The sequence below is a fragment of the Nostoc sp. LPT genome (assembly GCF_017115165.1).
Taxonomy (GTDB): domain Bacteria; phylum Cyanobacteriota; class Cyanobacteriia; order Cyanobacteriales; family Nostocaceae; genus Nostoc.
The window spans coordinates 15,522-33,206 of sequence record NZ_JABXKF010000170.1 but is presented as its reverse complement, the minus strand read 5'-3'; the positions used below and the strand labels follow the sequence as shown (position 1 = coordinate 33,206).

Annotated in this window: 13 protein-coding genes, 1 tRNA gene and 1 pseudogene; 9 read left to right on the top strand and 6 right to left on the bottom strand. The window is 40.1% G+C overall.

The window, feature by feature from the left end:
- The 3 genes and pseudogenes from nadC to HWQ58_RS32910 all read left to right on the top strand — a co-directional run.
- Positions 1–832, top strand: an 832-nt coding sequence (nadC, locus tag HWQ58_RS32920; protein WP_292872212.1) for a carboxylating nicotinate-nucleotide diphosphorylase, incomplete at its 5' end; no start/stop codon positions are given.
- Between the two features lie 130 nt (positions 833–962).
- A complete protein-coding gene (locus HWQ58_RS32915) occupies positions 963–1,229 on the top strand; it encodes a hypothetical protein (protein ID WP_292872210.1) in 267 nt (88 codons plus the stop codon).
- A gap of 237 nt (positions 1,230–1,466) precedes the next feature.
- Positions 1,467–2,141: pseudogene (locus HWQ58_RS32910) on the top strand (Uma2 family endonuclease).
- On the opposite strand, the gene HWQ58_RS32905 reads toward HWQ58_RS32910, so the two are convergent.
- Complete coding sequence (locus HWQ58_RS32905) at positions 2,122–2,277, bottom strand: hypothetical protein (RefSeq protein WP_292872208.1); 156 nt, start codon at positions 2,275–2,277, stop codon at positions 2,122–2,124. The pseudogene HWQ58_RS32910 and the gene HWQ58_RS32905 sit on opposite strands and share 20 nt — an antisense overlap.
- A 75-nt stretch (positions 2,278–2,352) precedes the next feature.
- Positions 2,353–2,856: a GNAT family N-acetyltransferase gene (locus tag HWQ58_RS32900; protein ID WP_292872206.1), complete on the bottom strand. Its 504-nt coding sequence runs from the start codon at positions 2,854–2,856 to the stop codon at positions 2,353–2,355.
- A 698-nt stretch (positions 2,857–3,554) separates the two neighbouring features.
- On the opposite strand from HWQ58_RS32900, the gene HWQ58_RS32895 reads away from it, so the two are divergent.
- Positions 3,555–4,493, top strand: coding sequence for a hypothetical protein (locus tag HWQ58_RS32895; RefSeq protein ID WP_292872204.1), 939 nt, complete (start codon positions 3,555–3,557; stop codon positions 4,491–4,493).
- A 34-nt stretch (positions 4,494–4,527) separates the two neighbouring features.
- Here the strand turns inward: HWQ58_RS32895 and HWQ58_RS32890 are convergent, their stop codons facing one another.
- Positions 4,528–6,198, bottom strand: a complete 1,671-nt coding sequence (locus tag HWQ58_RS32890; RefSeq protein WP_292872202.1) for an ABC transporter ATP-binding protein — start codon at positions 6,196–6,198, stop codon at positions 4,528–4,530.
- A gap of 180 nt (positions 6,199–6,378) precedes the next feature.
- Between HWQ58_RS32890 and HWQ58_RS32885 the strand changes: the two genes are divergently transcribed.
- Positions 6,379–6,747, top strand: coding sequence for a hypothetical protein (locus HWQ58_RS32885; RefSeq protein ID WP_366839054.1), 369 nt, complete (start codon positions 6,379–6,381; stop codon positions 6,745–6,747).
- A 14-nt stretch (positions 6,748–6,761) separates the two neighbouring features.
- Here HWQ58_RS32885 and HWQ58_RS32880 read toward each other — a convergent pair whose 3' ends face one another.
- Positions 6,762–7,544 (bottom strand): RNA methyltransferase, encoded by a 783-nt coding sequence (locus HWQ58_RS32880; RefSeq protein ID WP_292872200.1) that lies wholly within the window; start codon positions 7,542–7,544, stop codon positions 6,762–6,764.
- A gap of 95 nt (positions 7,545–7,639) precedes the next feature.
- Positions 7,640–7,721, bottom strand: a tRNA-Leu gene (locus tag HWQ58_RS32875).
- A 407-nt stretch (positions 7,722–8,128) separates the two neighbouring features.
- Here HWQ58_RS32875 and murA point away from each other — a divergent pair.
- From murA to HWQ58_RS32860, 3 genes are all read left to right on the top strand, one after another.
- Entirely contained in the window at positions 8,129–9,496 is a 1,368-nt protein-coding gene (murA, locus tag HWQ58_RS32870) for a UDP-N-acetylglucosamine 1-carboxyvinyltransferase (RefSeq protein WP_292872218.1), read from the top strand.
- 1,412 nt (positions 9,497–10,908) lie between these two features.
- Positions 10,909–15,084, top strand: coding sequence for an S-layer family protein (locus HWQ58_RS32865; protein ID WP_292872199.1), 4,176 nt, complete (start codon positions 10,909–10,911; stop codon positions 15,082–15,084).
- 93 nt (positions 15,085–15,177) lie between these two features.
- Complete coding sequence (locus HWQ58_RS32860; RefSeq protein WP_292872198.1) at positions 15,178–15,987, top strand: prohibitin family protein; 810 nt, start codon at positions 15,178–15,180, stop codon at positions 15,985–15,987.
- A gap of 179 nt (positions 15,988–16,166) precedes the next feature.
- Here the strand turns inward: HWQ58_RS32860 and HWQ58_RS32855 are convergent, their stop codons facing one another.
- The gene (locus tag HWQ58_RS32855) at positions 16,167–16,628 is read right to left on the bottom strand and encodes a hypothetical protein (RefSeq protein ID WP_292872197.1); all 462 of its coding nucleotides are present in this window, start codon (positions 16,626–16,628) and stop codon (positions 16,167–16,169) included.
- Between the two features lie 497 nt (positions 16,629–17,125).
- Here HWQ58_RS32855 and HWQ58_RS32850 point away from each other — a divergent pair, with 497 nt between their 5' ends.
- Positions 17,126–17,398: a hypothetical protein gene (locus tag HWQ58_RS32850; RefSeq protein ID WP_292872196.1), complete on the top strand. Its 273-nt coding sequence runs from the start codon at positions 17,126–17,128 to the stop codon at positions 17,396–17,398.
- Positions 17,399–17,685 lie beyond the last annotated feature (287 nt).

Genomic DNA, 17,685 nt, shown 5'->3' with positions numbered 1-17,685 from the left:
TTTAGATCCACTGTTGCGTGCCTGGTTGTTAGAGGATATTGGCAGGGGCGATCGCACTACAAATACGCTTTTAGTAGAAGATGTGACGCTAGGCTCTGCTAAATGGATCGCTAAAGCCTCAGGGATAATTGCTGGCTTACCAGTTGCAGCTAGGGTGTTTCAGATTTTGAATGAGAAGGTCAGCTTTGTAGCGGTTGCGGCTGAAGGTGCATGGTGTGAGCCAGGACAGGTAGTAGCTGAAATTCATGGTTCGCTGGATGCCCTGCTGATGGGGGAACGGGTTGCGCTCAACTTGGCTATGCGGTTGAGTGGGATTGGTACGCTAACTAATATATATGTAGAGAAAATTGCTGATTTACCTTCTCAGTTGGTAGATACGCGTAAAACTACACCAGGGCTGAGACTGTTGGAAAAGTACGCGACTGCATTGGGTGGGGCAATTAATCACCGTATGGGCTTGGATGATGCGGTGATGATTAAAGATAATCACATTGCGGTGGCTGGGGGAATTGGAGAAGCTGTTACCCGTATTCGTTCTCAGATTCCTTATCCTTTGACTATAGAGGTAGAGACGGAAAGTTTAGAGCAGGTGAAAGAAGCTTTGAAGCACAATGCTGACATTATTATGTTGGACAATATGCCTTTGGATATGATGCGTCAGGCGGTGCAGTTGATTCGCCAGCAGGATAGCCGGGTGAAAATTGAAGCTTCGGGGAATGTGACTTTGGAAACGATTCGTGCTGTGGCAGAAACGGGTGTTGATTATATTTCTAGCAGTGCGCCGATTACTCAATCGAAATGGTTGGATTTGAGTATGAGGATTGTAGTTTAATCGTCAAAATGTCAGTAAAAATTTATAAATTAATAGAAAAAATATACGTAAGTTTTACTATTGCTACTTAGACAAAGTGTAAAATATTATTATGTAATGTGAAAAAATTTTACCTGAAGAAAAATATAAAATGAAAAACGAATTGATTGCAGGGATGGCGGCACTTGGAGGTTCTTCATTAGGGTCAATTACTGTCGCTACAGTACCTGTAGTTGTGACTACTACTACATCTGCTGGTGGTATCGCAGGTTGGTTAGGCTTTACAACAGCTGCCACAACAATCATTGCTGCTCCAATTACTGTACCAGTGGGTGGGATTGTAGCAGCAGGAGCATTACTGACGTATGGAGGATATAAAGTATATAAACAGATCAAAAGTCGAGAATGTCAATCCTAGACTTTGAATTATTAGCATGAACACTACTCACCCTAATTTTTTTACATATTTCCTGTAAATACAGATAGGCTCAAATCCCCGACTCTTCAAAAAGTTGGGGATTTTTTTTGTTCGTAAATCATTTAAAATTGCTATAGCTTAACGAGTAATTTTGGTTATACTACGATGTGAAATAAGAAGAACGAGAAAAAAGCGATCGCTTACCCATCCTCTAAGAATTATCTGAGAATCATCGCAATGGTTACACAGCTACCATCTTCCACCCAAAAAGGCATTATTTACTCTGACAGCGATGGACAGCCAATGGCAGACAACACTAAGCAGTTTGAATTAATTGTCTGGATTAAAAATAATTTAGAACTGCTGTTTGCCAATGATCTAAATGTGTTTGTCGCTGGAGATTTGTTGTAGTATTCGGTAGAAGATAATAACAAACTTCGCCAAGCTCTCGATGTGATAGTAGTATTTGGTAGACCAAAAGGATACCGAGGTTCTTATCAACAGTGGTTTGAAGACAACATTCCCCCGCAGGTGGTATTTGAAATTTGGTCGCCTGGAAACCGGATCTCTAAAATGGCGAAAAAATTAGAGTTTTATGAGCGCTACGGTGTGGAAGAATATTATCTGTATGAACCTGATGCGGTTGACTTGACAGGCTGGCAGCGTCGGAACTCAAGATTAGAAGTGATTGACCAAATGGTTGGTTGGGTGAGTCCTAGATTAGGAGTGCGTTTCGAGTTGACCGAGGAAGAACTGCAAATTTATCGTCCTGATGGCGATCGCTTTGTGACCTTTTTGGAGCTAGATCAACAACGACAGCAAGAAAGACAACGAGCTGAACAAGCCCAAGCCCAGTTAGAAGCTCTCCGTGCTTTACTACAAGAACGGGGAATTAATCCAGAGCAATTGTGAGCGAATTTAATTCAGAAGTCTGAGAAAATAGCGATCGCTCCGCCAACGCCGAGCGCCTACCAAGGTTTACCATCCTGTGTGCTGCTAAGTCATTTACAGGTGATTTTTTGGCAGGATAAAAATAATGCGATCGCACTATTTTTGTTTATTTGTAGTAGTAGATTATGACTACACGAGAGCATCCCAATTTTGCACATTTGGAATGCTCCCATTAAACAACAGTTTTACTAATTTGCAGTCCCATGATTACTAAGTCCCGTTCAACGCTGTCAAGTTCAGCAATTTTAGGCAAATGTCCCCAGCGTTGAAAACCAAATGTTTCAAAGAGTTTTAAACTGGGCTGATTGTGGGCAAAAATAAAGCATACTAGGCTCCTTATACCCAAACTAGGACTTTCACTAATTGCTTGTGTTAAGAGTTGACGTCCCAAGCCACACCGATGAAAGCTAGGGGAGATATAAATACTAATTTCGGCAGTCTTACTATAGGCGGGTCGTCCATAAAAGGATTGGAAACTAAGCCATCCAGCAATTACTCCTTCTACTTCAATTACCCAAAGTGGGCGTTGCGAAGGCGATCGCCCCTTAAACCAAGCAAGGCGACTTTCCACGGATACTGGTTCTAAGTCAGCCGTTGCCATGCGGCTAGGAATTGCAGTATTGTAAATTGCCACAATTGCAGGTAAGTCAGTTTCAGTTGCATGGCGAATGGTCATTGCTACCGTCTCGGAAAAAATCTTCAGAAAATATTCAAAAATAATACAGTGTTAACAGTAGCAATTCTACGGCTTCTATTGTAATTGTCACAGATACTTTGCCAGGTAGGGGCTTTGTACCTTACTTACATAAGATAATGGCTAACTCTACTAGCAAGTATGCGATGCGCCACTACGAAAGACACCACGGTTGTTATAACTAGAGAAATTAACGCCCTAACTATTGTATTTTTTGTAACAGATAAACTTTATAACTCGTTAATTTTAAATTCTAAGTTGTTATTACTAACGCCTTATCCGTATGCATTCTAGATAAATAGATAATTTTATTATGTCAGGAAAAACAAACTCTTTTATTTGAATATTTAGCTCCTATTTCTGTTAATTTGAGACAATTGCAATTTTTAGTCAGTGAACATAAATCCTTTTAAAACGGTTTTTTAAATCAGACGACAAAACTTCAAATCCTTTAACAGTAAGACTTAAAACAATTTTGTTATAAGTTTATACACATATAATTGAGAATTGTATATAATAATAAATTGCATTTTGTAGCTATTTTTAGAAAAACTGGATTTAAGTTTGTATGAATAAGTACAAATTTTATTTATGGCTAAAGATAGAGGTCATCAACATACTTTCGTATTTAAACTTAATATAAGCAGAAATTTATATGGATTATTTCTAAGCCAAATATTATGTCTATTAATTGTTTTAATAATAAATTAAGTGCAAAGCAATATAGTAATATTTCAAATATTGTTGAAATAGCGCTTTTTATAGATCAAATTAAAAGTAGTATTTGGCTATTTGGTATTCCATCTTGGCTTTTCGGAATAACCGATAGAAGTATAGCTGCATTTGCCGATGGTTATTTATCTCCTATAGAAATATTTCAACTATTTACAGCCTCTTTCTTTTTTATGAGTTGGCTATATCTCAAACCGGAAGAAAGCTTCAATAGCAATGATTTAAACCCCAGCCAATATCAAGAATATCTTGCTCGTACTCAAGCTAACAAGCTTCAATTAAAAAAGCTACACATGATTAGCCAAGAGTATATTTTACCATTTCCTTATATTTGCCAAATATATCATCTATTGAATTTAAAACATTTGGAAACAGTTCATAGGTTTAGCCTTAATAATCTTAAAATTATTAGTATTAGCCAGTTTCAAACTACAAATGTCGGTGGTAGAATCACATTTCAAACAATATTAGATTCGCCAGCTAATCCTCTAAGAATTTGGCGACAACCAACTGTGGAGGTGGACTTAATATTACATACTCCCTACACTGTTGAACTGAGTATTCCAGTCTACAATAACAAAAGGATAATTGTTATCTTTCATGCTTTCCCTTTAAATGACTCAGAACATCAGTTGTTTATAGATATTTATAGTGACCTAGAGTGGCCAAAGCCATTATTACAAATAATATTGCATTTTGCTTCTTGTTTGACACTATTTGAAGATTTGCCGTATTTAAAAGCTTTAGATGATAAAAATATAGACCGTTTCTTCAACTTAAGTAGGACTTCAAATCACGAGAGTGCGTTGCTGTTTAAAAGGTTCGTTGAGCTATATGGTTCGAGTGGAGAAACAACTAAATTACTTGAGGGAAGAGAAGAGAGTTAGGAATTTTAAACTCATAACTCTTGAGCTTATTTAGTTAAGCGCGTGCTAGTAAGGGAGCAGCAGCTAGTAAGGTTTTGGTATAAGGGTGCTGAGGATTGGCAAAAATCTTTTTTGTAAGACCAAGTTCGACAATTTTACCGCTATTCATTACAGCAATCCGATCGCACAAAAATCGAGCTAACCAAAGATCGTGAGTGATGAATAGATAAGTTAATTCAAACTCTTCCTTTAATTGCAACATCAAATCCAGCACCTGCGACTGAACGCTGGCGTCTAACATACTCACTGGTTCATCGCAGATTAAGAGTTTAGGGTGAGTAATCAAAGCACGAGCGATCGCAACTCTTTGCTGTTGTCCCCCAGACAAATCCGACGGATAACGCTCATAATACACTTCTGGCGGTGTTAAGCCAACTTTATTTAGCATCCACAAAACCTGTTCTTTTGCCTTGGTAGGATTAGCTAGATTGTGAATAAATAAAGGATCTGCAATACTTTGTCCCACTGTCATGGCTGGATTGAGACAAGCATGAGGATCTTGAAAAACCATTTGTATTTGTCGCCGCGAGGAACGAATTTCTTGACGCGACAGTTTAGTTAAATCCTGCCCTAAAAACTCAACTTTGCCACTAGTGGGACGAATTAGTTGCAAAATTGTTCGTGATAGTGTACTTTTGCCACAACCTGATTCCCCGACTAAGCCAAGAATTTCTCCTGAATAAATATCCAAGTCGATCCCATCTACTGCTTTAATTGTCTGCGCTTGTGTGTTAAGCAGTCGTTCGATAAAATTAGGTTCTATAGTATAGTGTTGCTTAAGTTCTGTAACGCTCAAAATTGGAGATTGCTGATTAATAATCGGTAATTGCTTTTCTTGGTCATTGGCAATTATCAATTCTCCACTATCAGTTACTGCTTGAATGTGTAAAGCCGCTTTTAAGAGCGATCGCGTGTATTCATGTTGAGGTTGCCTAAATACGGTTTCTGTAGAACCCATTTCGACCATCTTACCGTTGTACATCACGCCAATGCGATCGCAATACTCAGCCACCATTGCTAAATCATGAGAAATCAGCAGCAATCCCATGTTTTCTTCACTGCACAGGCGAGTTAATTCTTGCAATATCTGCGCGGAGACAGTCACATCTAAACTGGTAGTGGGTTCGTCAGCAACAATAAACTTGGGATTAAGGAGTAAAGCTAAAGCGATCGCTACTCGTTGGCGCATTCCACCGCTAAACTCATGGGGATACTGATTCCAGCGACTAACGGGAATATTCACCTTTGCCAAAGTAGCAAGTGCTTTTTCTTTAGCTTCGCGCGTTGATAATTGTGGTGAGTGCGCCTGGAGGGTTTCGATACAATGCTTACCAATCGTCATCAGCGGATCGAGGCGTGTCATGGGATCTTGAAAAATTAAGGCGATCGCCTCTCCCCGAAATTTCCGCAGGTGGTTACGTGTCAAGTCAAACACTGACTGTCCTTGAAATGTCACCCGTCCCTGAATACGGCTAGAGGCTGGTAGTAAACGCATCACTGCCCGTCCGATAGTTGATTTACCACAACCTGACTCTCCCACCAATCCCATTTTTTCACCTGGTTGCAACGTGAAAGATACATCATCAACCGCCCAGCTTGCTTCTTCTCCACTCCGCCCAGGATAGGCAACTCGTAGATTTTCGACACAGAATAAGGCTTTACTCATAGTTAGTTATCAGCCCTGAGCTACCAGTTTTTATAATTTCAAATTTAGGATAGTCTATCAAATTAAGTATTAGACCTGTTTTATAAAACTTACCTAAACCTAGCCAAACTTAATTTAGTGTACCCGTAGCGATCGCGATAAATCTCCAGTCTTAGCAATTGGAGACAGCTATCGATATTCTTGATAACCACTGCTAAAGTTGATACAGCACACAACTATGATGTTATAAGTGCAAAATTTAAATCTGTAGGAACTAGAATCAAAATTAAGTCAGTAAATCAGGATTTTCAAGTTAATATTATGGAGCAAAATCAGCCAGAACAGCGGCGCGCTGCCGATCAAGTGTTTCAAGAATCCCTCGAACAGTTGGAGGATATCTTACAAGAAAGTTCGACTGAGGAAGAAGAGATCCCCCAACTGCATACTAGTAATTTTACTGAAGTCGAACTCGATCAAGACTTGATAGATATTGATTTAGCGGCTCTTGAGGACGCAGTTGCTGATATTGAACAATATCTTGAAGAAATAACAAAAACCCAATTGGGGTAAAAAGTTAAAATTTATTACTGACAAATTAGTTGCCGTTGAGCTTCGTACAACATTAAAGCGGCTGCGATTGCCACATTCAAAGATTCCACCCCAGGACTCAAAGGAATTTTAACTTGCCGATCTGCGATCGCTGCTAAATCTGCTGATAATCCAGCACCTTCATTTCCCAGTAAAATCATACTGGGTTTTCGCCAGTCCACTTCCCAATAAGTTAAAGTCGCATCAGGTAAGGTTGCCACTACCTGCATTCCTGCCTGCTGACTTTGTTGAACTGTCGTTTTTAAATCTTCGGTTACGGCTGTTGCTAGGCGAAACCATTGCCCCGCAGAAGCACGTAGAACTTTAGGACTATCTAAATCTACACTATCTCCACTGACCCACAACCCTGATGCTCCAGCAGCAGCGGCGGTGCGAATCATCGTACCCAGGTTGCCGGGATCTTGTACCGTTTCTAAAGCTAGCGCTAAACCAGTAAATGGTAGTTGAGTTTGGCGTTGGCTTCGTTTTGCCGTTGCCGCCACACCATCCGGTTGGACTGTGGTAGCGATCGCATCCAAAACTTCTCTACTGACAATTTCGGCGCGATCGCATCGACTACAAGCTTCTTCCCACAGCGAAGGGTGGGCTACTTGCCATTCTGGAGTACAACACACTGTTTCTAGTGGGTAATTGACCGCACAAGCTTCTTCTAACAGGTGTGTTCCTTCTAGTAAAAATAACTGCTGCTTGTGCCGCTCCTTGGTGGAGTGTAGCTTGCGAATTTGTTTGACTAGGGAATTTTGTAAACTGGTCAACATCAAAAAGTTAAGAGTTAGAAATTAATAGTTAGGAGTTAATTTAGTTATCTTTCAACTCATAACTCTTGACTTGTAACTCCTAACTTAAGATAGTATGCGGAACCCGGGACTTGAACCCGGAAGCCTTGCGGCACTAGAACCTGAATCTAGCGCGTCTGCCAATTCCGCCAGTTCCGCTGGCATTTCTACTTATCGACAATTTCTTATTATTGCGTTATGTTTTACCTTTGTCAAGTAAAAGCATAACGCCTCGTTAAAACTCTCTAACTGGAAACGATTTTTTCAGACACAAGGTCGAATCAAAATATTAACTGGACAGTACAGCATTGATTTTTAGAGAACACTTAAGTTATTTTACTGAGTATTTATTTTTGCTTAAAACTACTACTTATTAATTCTTTTTTTTAAATTTGTTAAAAAGCTCAAAAAGCCTACTATTGCTTATTTTCAGCCTGCCTTTTCACCCAAAAAACAATTTTTTTATACAAAACAGTGCTTTAAAACGTGGACATTTTGAATCTTTAATGTAGAATCAAAACCAACTTCAAACATATAAAATACGTATTACTTTTGGAGGTAGGCTTATTAATCCTTCTACCAGCTTACCAGATGCCAAAGTTGCTCCAGAAGCAGACTCCTCAGTCTTGCAAATTTGGGGTGGGCATCCTTTGCGGGGTCATGTGAAAATTAGCGGGGCAAAAAATTCAGCACTGGTAATCATGGCTGGAGCTTTGCTGTGTCCGGGCGATTGTCGTATTCGCAATGTCCCTTTGTTAGCGGACGTAGAGCGGATGGGTCAGGTGTTATCAGCTTTGGGTGTGCAATTAACCCGACAAGGCGACATTTTAGACATCAATGCCAGCGAGATTAAAACATCAAAAGCTCCCTACGAATTAGTTACACAGTTGAGAGCGAGTTTTTTCGCTATTGGAGCCATTCTGGCAAGACTAGGAGTAGCACAGATGCCTTTACCAGGCGGTTGTGCGATTGGGGCAAGACCAGTTGACTTGCATGTTCGAGGACTGCAAGCAATGGGAGCGGAAGTACAAATTGAGCATGGCATTTGTAATGCCTACGTCCCTGGTAGCAGCCGGAGATTAAAAGGTGCGAACATTTACTTAGACATTGCCAGCGTTGGAGCAACGGAAAACTTGATGATGGCGGCTACCTTAGCAGAGGGTGAAACGATCATCGAAAATGCTGCCAGAGAACCGGAAGTAGTCGATCTAGCTAACTTCTGTAACGCGATGGGAGCGAAGATTCAGGGCGCGGGGACTAGCAGGATTATTATTGAAGGAGTCCCCAAGTTGCATTCTGTTGACTACAGCATTATTCCCGATCGCATTGAGGCTGGGACGTTTTTGCTGGCAGCAGCAATTACCCGCTCAGAACTCATCCTCTCGCCAGTAGCTCCAGAACATCTAATCCCAGTAATTGCCAAGCTGCGGGATATTGGAGTAACAATAATTGAAGAAAAGCCCGAACACTTACATATTCTGCCAGCAGAAACCCTCAAGGCAACGGATATTGAAACTCAATACCATCCAGGTTTTCCCACAGATATGCAAGCGCCATTCATGGCTTTGCTGGCAGTGGCAGAAGGCGACAGCGTAATTAACGAATCTGTCTTTGAAAATCGCTTGCGTCATGCCTCAGAGTTGAATCGCTTGGGGGCAGATATTCGTGTCAAAGGCAATGCTGCTTTCGTTCGGGGAGTACCAAAATTATCTGGCGCACCGGTATTAGGTACAGACTTACGAGCATCGGCAGCGTTAGTCATAGCCGGACTAGCGGCAGAAGGACAAACCACAATTCAGGGTTTACAGCACCTCGATCGCGGCTACGATCGACTTGATATGAAGTTGCAGCAATTAGGGGCTAAAATCCTCCGCGTGGGCGAAACATCAACAGATGCAGAAATCGCTCCCAGCATCAGTAGCTTGTCAAGTTGAAATTGATCGGTTGAGACTGATGCTGGGATAAGACGAACAAGGGAGACAAGGTAAAATTTTCTCCCTTGTCTGCCTTTATCTCTCCCATCTATACCTTGCGATTTGCTGAATTATCCCGATAGATAGAGGCTTTTAAGCTTTACCCATATCTTTTTTTGATGAATATTCTGGAAAAATCTGTGTTGGCTGTTACAATATTGTTAAGAAAAGTTGCCCGTTGCATTTTGGGAACGTGCAATTGGGTTTTAACTCTCTTGAGAAGACAACGCAAAAACATTTTTTAGACCAGCTGTGGGAGGCTGGTCTTTTTGTATTTAAAGTCCTAATACATTATACTTATCGGTCTGGGTGTAATACTCATACTGTTTTATTAATTACTTTTATTGGTTTGTAATACATTGGTTATTCAGTTACCAAATCGCTTCAATATTTAAAATAAACCCCAGTAAAACATCTTCTCCGGTTCGGTTAAGCCCAAAAAATAAAAATGTATAGGTTGGGTTGAGGAACGAAACCCAACATTTTGCGGGGTTTGTTGGGTAACACTAAAGTTAAACCCAACCTACTAGCACGTCATCCTTAAAACGTTGGGTTCACAAAACCTAGAAAGTCCAAAACTATTCTATGATTACTCAACCCAATATTTTAAGCTTGCCGCGCTACTACAAATATTCTTAACCGAACCGTATTGTCTCCACATTTCCAAAAGTGATCGCTGACTCTATGATTGCACTGTAGCAAAGCGTCTGTATAAAAAGATGAGCGATCGCCTTACAGAAAATCTCAAAAACAAAGCGTAGACGGGTAGCGGCTTGTCGTTAGACATCGCCTGTTATGGAAGAGTGAGCGATCGCTTTTCGCTTTATGTAACTATTTAATTTTTAATAATGCTTGCTAGTTTGAGGGTTGCGATCGCACCTCTTTACATTTCCAAAAGCGATCGCATCCACATTACCACTACCCTTTTTAGTTGCAAATATTACAAGAAAGGCAGAAGTACGAAGGCAGAGGGCAGAAGGAAAAAAGTATCAATAAAAACTTTAGTTGGGGGTCATTGCCCACTTAAAAACAAGAATTATACCGAGACTGCTTGCAGCGAGGTATAAAGCGTCCAAGTTTTCAATCCCACTATGAGTAAGGGTGGGTAGCATAGCTGCCTTCTGCCTCCAGCATAGCTGCCTTCTGAATAATGCTTTTTTCCAGTATTTTCTCACGAATCATTCAGGATTGCTATAGCAGCATTACTACCAATGCCACAGGGGAAAATGTCTTTGGGTGCATAGCCTAAGGCTTGTCGTCAGACATCGCCCGATTATTGCAGAAAACTGCATACTTAACGAATATTCGCTTGTTTATCGTCCAAAGGTACAGCTTTATTAGATACTGAAATAATCTATATGAAAGCGCGTCTTATGACGAGAAAATACGGATCACACAAGTGTTTGCAATTGGGATTGGCAGGGTTGCTGGGCTGCTTAAGTGTAAGTCTTCTCACTAACAAAACCCAGGCACAACAAAGTAATATCGTACCTGATAATACACTTGGTACTGAGTCATCTCAAGTTATAGGCAACTTTCAAGGACAACCAATTGAAGTAATTACAGGTGGTGCAATTCGCCAAATCAATTTGTTTCACAGCTTTGGAGAATTTAATATCAGCGAGGGACGGGCAGCTTATTTCTTCAGTCCTAGCGCAGATATCCAAAATATTCTGGCACGGGTGACAGGTAATAACCCTTCAGAAATTTTAGGGAGACTCGGTACATTTGGTAGTTCTAATCCTAATGTATTTTTGATAAATCCTAATGGGATTGTGTTTGGAAAAGATGCCAGTCTAGATGTGCAGGGTTCCTTTGTGGGGACGACGGCGAACGGAGTACAGTTTGGTAATCAGGGTGTTTTTAGTGCCACAAATCCCCAAGCCGCGCCATTATTGACTATTAATCCTTCGGTTTTATTTTTTAATCAGATTAATAAGAATGCAGCAATTCAAAATAACTCAATTGCACCAGCAGGAATATCTCCTTCAGGCATAAATACATCTGGTTTACGAGTGCCAGATAGGAAGAGTTTACTGCTTGTAGGTAGCAATATTAATATGGATGGTGGTAGATTGCGAGCCTATGGTGGTCGAGTTGAGTTAGGAGGATTGTCTGCTCCTGGAAATATCAATCTTCAGCTAGATGATAATAATTTCAGTCTAACGTTTCCAGAGAATGTCACGCGGGCAGATGTGTCTCTTAAAAATGCTGCAAATATAAATGTAAGTGGTAGCAATGGTGGAGGCATCATAGTCAACGCTCGTAATATAGACATTTTAAAAGAAAGCCTACTGATTGCTGGCATTGGGCAAGGTTTGGGTACACCTGAGACTGTTGCAGGTGATATTACACTTAATGCTACCGGAGAAATCAAAGTTGCTGGAGTTGGGAGCGGAATTTACAATTTTGTGAATTTGGGAGCAAAAGGCAATGGAGGTAATATTACCATAAATTCTAGTTCCCTCACATTAGAGGATAGCGCTCTACTTGCTGCCTCAAATTTAGGACAAGGGAATGCGGGAAATATCATTATAGATGCTCGTGAAAATATTTTATTTGATGGGGCTAATGCTTATAGCGGAATTGGAAATGAAGCAGTCGGGAATGCTGGCAATATTTCCATTAAAGCTGGGTTAGTATCTTTGAGCAATAATACATACATGTCTGCTAGTACTAGTGGACGAGGAAATGCAGGGATTATTAATATCAATGCACGCGATAGTGTCTCTTTTGATCAAAAGAGCTACGCTTATAGCCTAACGACAACTGAAGGAGTAGGAAAAAGCGGCAATGTCAACATTAATGCCAGGTCGCTGTCTGTGAAAAATGGTTCAGAACTGAGTGCTAGCAGTTTTGGACGGGGAGATGCTGGTAATGTAACCATTAATGCTAGCGATACAGTACATTTTGATGGAGCAGACAGTGCGGCTTTGAGCATATTAGGAGAGGGAGCGGTAGGTAAAGCTGGTGGCATCAATATCACCACTAAGTCACTTTTTGTCACTAATAATGCAGGACTATCAGCCAGTACTAGTGGACGAGGAGATGCAGGCAATGTGAATATCAACGCCAGTGATATAGCCTTCTTTGATGTGGGAAGCCTAGCCTTTGCTCTTGTAAATGCTAGAGGAGTGGGGAAAGCAGGTACGATAAACATCAACACTAGAAAGCTCTCTGTGAACAACGGGTCACAATTGAGTGCCAGCAGTTTTGGTCAGGGAGATGCTGGTAATGTAACCATTAATGCTAGCGATACAGTAAATTTTGATGGAGCAGCCAGTGCGGCTTTCAGCATATCAGGAGCAGAAGCAGTAGGCAAAGGAGGTAGTATTAACATCACCACAGGATTACTGTCTGTTACAAATGGTGCTTTTTTGACTACTAGCACCCTTGGACGAGGAGATGCAGGTAATGTGAGCATCAATGCTCGTGATACAGTTGTTTTTGATGGTATAGGCAGTAATGGATTAAATAGCGCGGCTCGCAGTTTGGTACTAGCAGGAGCGGTAGGTAACGGTGGTAAAATCCTGATTAATACTGGATCAGTAGTCATTACTAATGGTGCTGGCTTAGAAGTAAGCACTGCCGGAAAGGGAAATGCTGGTAATGTAATAATTAATGCCAGTGATACAGTCTCTGTTGACAGAAGTGGTGACATTTCCAGCATTGTCGAAGCAACAGGTGCGGGTAAGGGAGGGGATCTCAATATCACTACTGGCTCACTTTTCTTGAACAACGGCGCTCAATTAGCTTCTAGTACTTTTGGACGAGGGGATGCAGGAAATGTGTTTGTCAGTGCTTCTGGTTCTGTTTCAATTTCAGGAAATAATACTGGCATCCTCAGCAACGTGGAGTCAAAAAGTGAGGGTAATGGTGCCAATATCAACATCAAAGCCGCTTCACTCTCCATTAGTGATGGCGCTCAACTAGTAACCTCTGTTGAAAATAATGATGACAGTTCTGTTAGACAGCCATTCAACCAGGGAAATGCAGGCAATGTTAATATCGATGTCACGGGTGCAGTTGCGATCGCTGGAATCAGAGAAGGAAAGGCAAGTGGAATTATAAGCGGCTTAGGAAGAAGAACAGTTGGTAAAGGAGGAGACATTAGTATATCCTCTGGCTCGTTATCTTTAATGGATGATGCCAGAATTTCGACTAGTACCTCTGGAGAAGGAAATGCAGGTAATGTCTTCATACAAGTCAAGGATTCTGTTTCTTTTTCAAATGGTTTTATATTCAGTTCTGTAGAAGGAGAGGGATTGGGTAAGGGGGGAGAAATTAATGTTACATCTCACTCTCTCTCCTTAACGAATGGCGCTCAATTTGTTGCCACTAGCCGTGGAGCTTTTGCTAATGTAGAAATTACTCTTGTTGGAAATCCTTCCATAGATTTTTTTAAATTTAATAGCAATTTTATTAAAGCTGGAAATATCCAAATTAACGCAACTGATGGTGTTAATATTTCTGGTTTTAATCCAATCACTGGCAATTCCAGTGGATTATTTACAGATACTGTAACTATAGGTAACAGTGGCAATATCACTGTAAATACTGATGTTTTTCGTATATCCGATAGTGCTTTATTAGACGCAAGAACTAATAATTTTGGTGATGGTGGGAATATTACAGTCAATGCACGAATAGTGGAGGCTAGTAATGGGGGGCAACTTATTACAACTACCACAAGAGGTGGTAATGCAGGTAAGATTATAGTCAATGCTAAAGAGCAAGTAATTGTTTCAGATACCTATATAAATCCTGATAATACAGAAACTCAACTTCCTAAAAGGTTTCCCGAAGATGATGCTAATAGTGGTTTCTTTGTTCGTTCTTCAGGCTTTGGTGTTGCAGGTGATATTGAAGTTAACTCGCCCAAAGTTACTTTAGATAAACAGGGAAGATTCATCGCTGAATCAGCATCAGGCAATGGAGGTAATATTAAGCTGGTAATTAGGGATTTACTTCTCATGCGACGTGGTGGTCAAATCTCCACCAACGCAGGTACGGCACAAGCTGGTGGCGATGGTGGTAACATCAATATCAATTCAAAATTTATTGTCGCAGTTCCCAAAGAGAACAGCGACATTAGCGCCAACGCCTTTCAAGGACGCGGTGGAAATGTCGAAATCAACTCGCAAGGTATCTTTGGTATCGAGTCGCGGACAAAGCCAACCGAAAAAAGTGATATTACAGCCAGTTCTGAACAAGGCGTTTCAGGTGTAATCAACATTAACGCACCCGATACCAGTTCCATTCAAAACAGCTTCACCGAATTACCCCCAGTTATCGATACCAACGCACTCATCGCCAATAGTTGCATTTCACGCGGTACCAAGCGACAAGAAAACTCTTTTACTATTACAGGTTCTGGTGCTTTGACTACTAATCGTCCTGGTGTTTTGGTTTCTACCTACACTACTGGTGAGGTGAGAGGTGTCGAAACTACATTCCGTCCCTGGAAGAAAGGCGATCCGATTATCGAACCTACTGGTGTATATCGGCTGAATACTGGGCAGTTGCTATTAAGTCGAGAATGTTCTTAATTTTGGATAAAGTCGAGCTAAAATCATGACGGAAAGAAGCCTATAACTCCTAAATATGTATCTCCATGCAAGATGCATACATGATTCACACAGATGATAAAAATTACAAATTTCAACAGTGCCGGTAAACTGACCGCTCTTTTGTTCCTGATAACTCTCTTCCTCACACCTTGTGTGATTGTAAATGCAGGGGAACGTGGTATATTAATGAAATTTGGCGAAGTACAAAACCAGATATTAGGAGAAGGACTTCACTTAATTATTCCTGTAGTCAATACTGTGAAAAAGTTGAGTATCCGAGTCCAAAAACAGGAAATTTCTGCTGAGGCTTCTTCCAAAGATTTACAAAATGTTTTTGCCGATGTAGCCCTCAATTGGCATATTATTCCCCAGGAAGCAAATGCCATTTTTCAGGAAATCGGAGATGAACAAAATGTAGTTATTCGGATTATTAACCCAGCAGTTGAAGAAGTGCTAAAAGCAGTAATGGCAAAGTATACTGCTGAAGAAATTATTACTAAACGAGGAGAAGTCAAAAGTGGAGTAGATGATGCATTGTCCACACGACTGGGTAGCTATCACGTTGCTGTTGATGATATTTCTCTAGTTCATGTGCATTTTTCAGAACGATTTGGTGAGGCGGTGGAGGCAAAGCAGATTGCTGAACAAGAAGCAAAACGAGCAGAGTTTATCGCACTGAAAGCAACAAAAGAGGCTGAGGCAAAAGTTAATTTAGCCAAAGGAGAGGCTGAGGCACACAGATTATTACGTGATGGTTTAACTCCAGAAATTCTGCAAAGGCAAGCAATAGAAAAATGGAATGGTAAGTTGCCATTAATTGTAAGTAAGGAACCTCCAAAATTGTTGAATTTAAGTGAATTTCTCAAATTTGACGAAAATTGATCTTCTCCCTAGCTGATTTGCTCTCCATCCAGAGACTTAGAACCCAGATTTATTGAATAAGTCAGTTTTTTTTGTTCGTAACTCCTCTACCTATTGCTATATCTGCTATATATACATAGTATGGGTGTATAGATATGCACCTATACTATAGATTCCTTGTAGAAAGGTGATAAACTAAATTAACTGTTAGAGAATAAAATAGGAGAATCAAGAATCTTCAACTGGATCAACAGCATAATCAACAGGGTATAAACTGTCGAATAAATTAAACCTGTGAACAATTCTTTTTTGAGGTTATGCTCTTGAGGCTCTTTTTGAAAAATGTCTTTAGAACCGAACTGCATCAAGAGAATTCCCACAATATTAGAGAGCCAGTATCCGATAATTGAACAAGGTAGAAGCAATTTTGGGGAAAGTAAACTACATGCATACCCAAAACCATAAGCTATTGGCAAATTGAATAGTAAGTCATTCCACCAACACAGTGGTGATAATAAATATCCTAGTACTAGAAAAAATCCACCTCTGAGTTTTTTGAAAATGTCTTTTTTGAACTCTACTGGAGTAGACTGTTGTAATTGCTGTAGTGCTGTGTCTCTTGTGACATTTAACTCTTGACTAACGTTTTGGACGCTTTCCATAAAAACCCACTATTCCTATCGTCTTAGTGTAGTTTAATATATAAACTAAATTAACGTCTAGTACACCAGTGATGACATTTTGGCTTTTTGATGCTGAAAGTTTTGCCACTGGATAGTCTCAGCAAAATCGTAAAAAGTAAAATTGAGTTTAAATCAACTGCAACTTCACAATATCTGAATTTCTGCTAGAGACACATCAGTTAGTTTGCTTCTTGCAGAATCTAGGTTTTTCCTTGAATATCTGAGTTAGATAAAACAATTTATACAGAATTGAGACAATCAACGTTATTTATTGCTAAATAAGTTTCAAAATAAATATATATCTTCTTAAATAATAGCACACGATGAGTTTCAACACCGATACTGCAATAGCTAGAGCCTTATTAGGTTGGGGTGAATGTTGAGTTGCAAAGTTTTTATGTTTTTGCATATCGCAGGCGCAGAAATTTTCACTAATAATAGCTACAATAAAAGTGCTGAGGTATCTTAATCGAAAAATGACAGATTTAACTCCAAACAGCACCTTTTTAATAGTAGGAATTGTTTTTATAACGATTGCTGTGATTGGGCAATCTAAATTAGCTTTTATTGAAATCAATCCTGGTTGTTTTGGAAGAATTTTGGCTTTACTTATTGGTATTTCGAGCCTATTATATGCTTTAGGACTACTCAATTTTTCAACAGTAAACCTGGATTTATTAAGAACTTCTCTGACAGAACAAATAAAACAGAGTATAAGTTCAATTAATGACCTTTTGCAAGGTTCGTAATAGATCGTAAATAAACTTTTCTGTTTGCATCTTACAGCAATTTTCAGGTAAATAGACCACAGTGGTTGAACCAACCGAAGGCATCATCTTCAGTAATATAATTGACAGCAAGAGCCATTGCTGGGTCGAGTGAGTCCAGTGTGCGTGTCTCACAGCTACGGAGAAATTGCTTCAGTTTCGACCAACACAGTTCTATGAGAGATAAATCTGGAGAGTAGGTACTCTCTTGATTTTATCGTAAATCAAGGGATTTAAGACCCCAACCAAAACACGTAGCGCAAAGTCGG

What these genes read in the sequence shown, in the direction of transcription:
- HWQ58_RS32915 (WP_292872210.1), top strand. Translation starts at nt 963, where the DNA reads ATGAAAAACGAATTGATTGCAGGGATGGCGGCACTTGGAGGTTCTTCA.
- HWQ58_RS32900 (WP_292872206.1), bottom strand. Translation starts at nt 2,856, where the DNA reads ATGACCATTCGCCATGCAACTGAAACTGACTTACCTGCAATTGTGGCA.
- HWQ58_RS32895 (WP_292872204.1), top strand. Translation starts at nt 3,555, where the DNA reads ATGTCTATTAATTGTTTTAATAATAAATTAAGTGCAAAGCAATATAGT.
- HWQ58_RS32890 (WP_292872202.1), bottom strand. Translation starts at nt 6,198, where the DNA reads ATGAGTAAAGCCTTATTCTGTGTCGAAAATCTACGAGTTGCCTATCCT.
- HWQ58_RS32880 (WP_292872200.1), bottom strand. Translation starts at nt 7,544, where the DNA reads ATGTTGACCAGTTTACAAAATTCCCTAGTCAAACAAATTCGCAAGCTA.
- HWQ58_RS32865 (WP_292872199.1), top strand. Translation starts at nt 10,909, where the DNA reads ATGACGAGAAAATACGGATCACACAAGTGTTTGCAATTGGGATTGGCA.
- HWQ58_RS32860 (WP_292872198.1), top strand. Translation starts at nt 15,178, where the DNA reads ATGATAAAAATTACAAATTTCAACAGTGCCGGTAAACTGACCGCTCTT.
- HWQ58_RS32855 (WP_292872197.1), bottom strand. Translation starts at nt 16,628, where the DNA reads ATGGAAAGCGTCCAAAACGTTAGTCAAGAGTTAAATGTCACAAGAGAC.
- HWQ58_RS32850 (WP_292872196.1), top strand. Translation starts at nt 17,126, where the DNA reads ATGACAGATTTAACTCCAAACAGCACCTTTTTAATAGTAGGAATTGTT.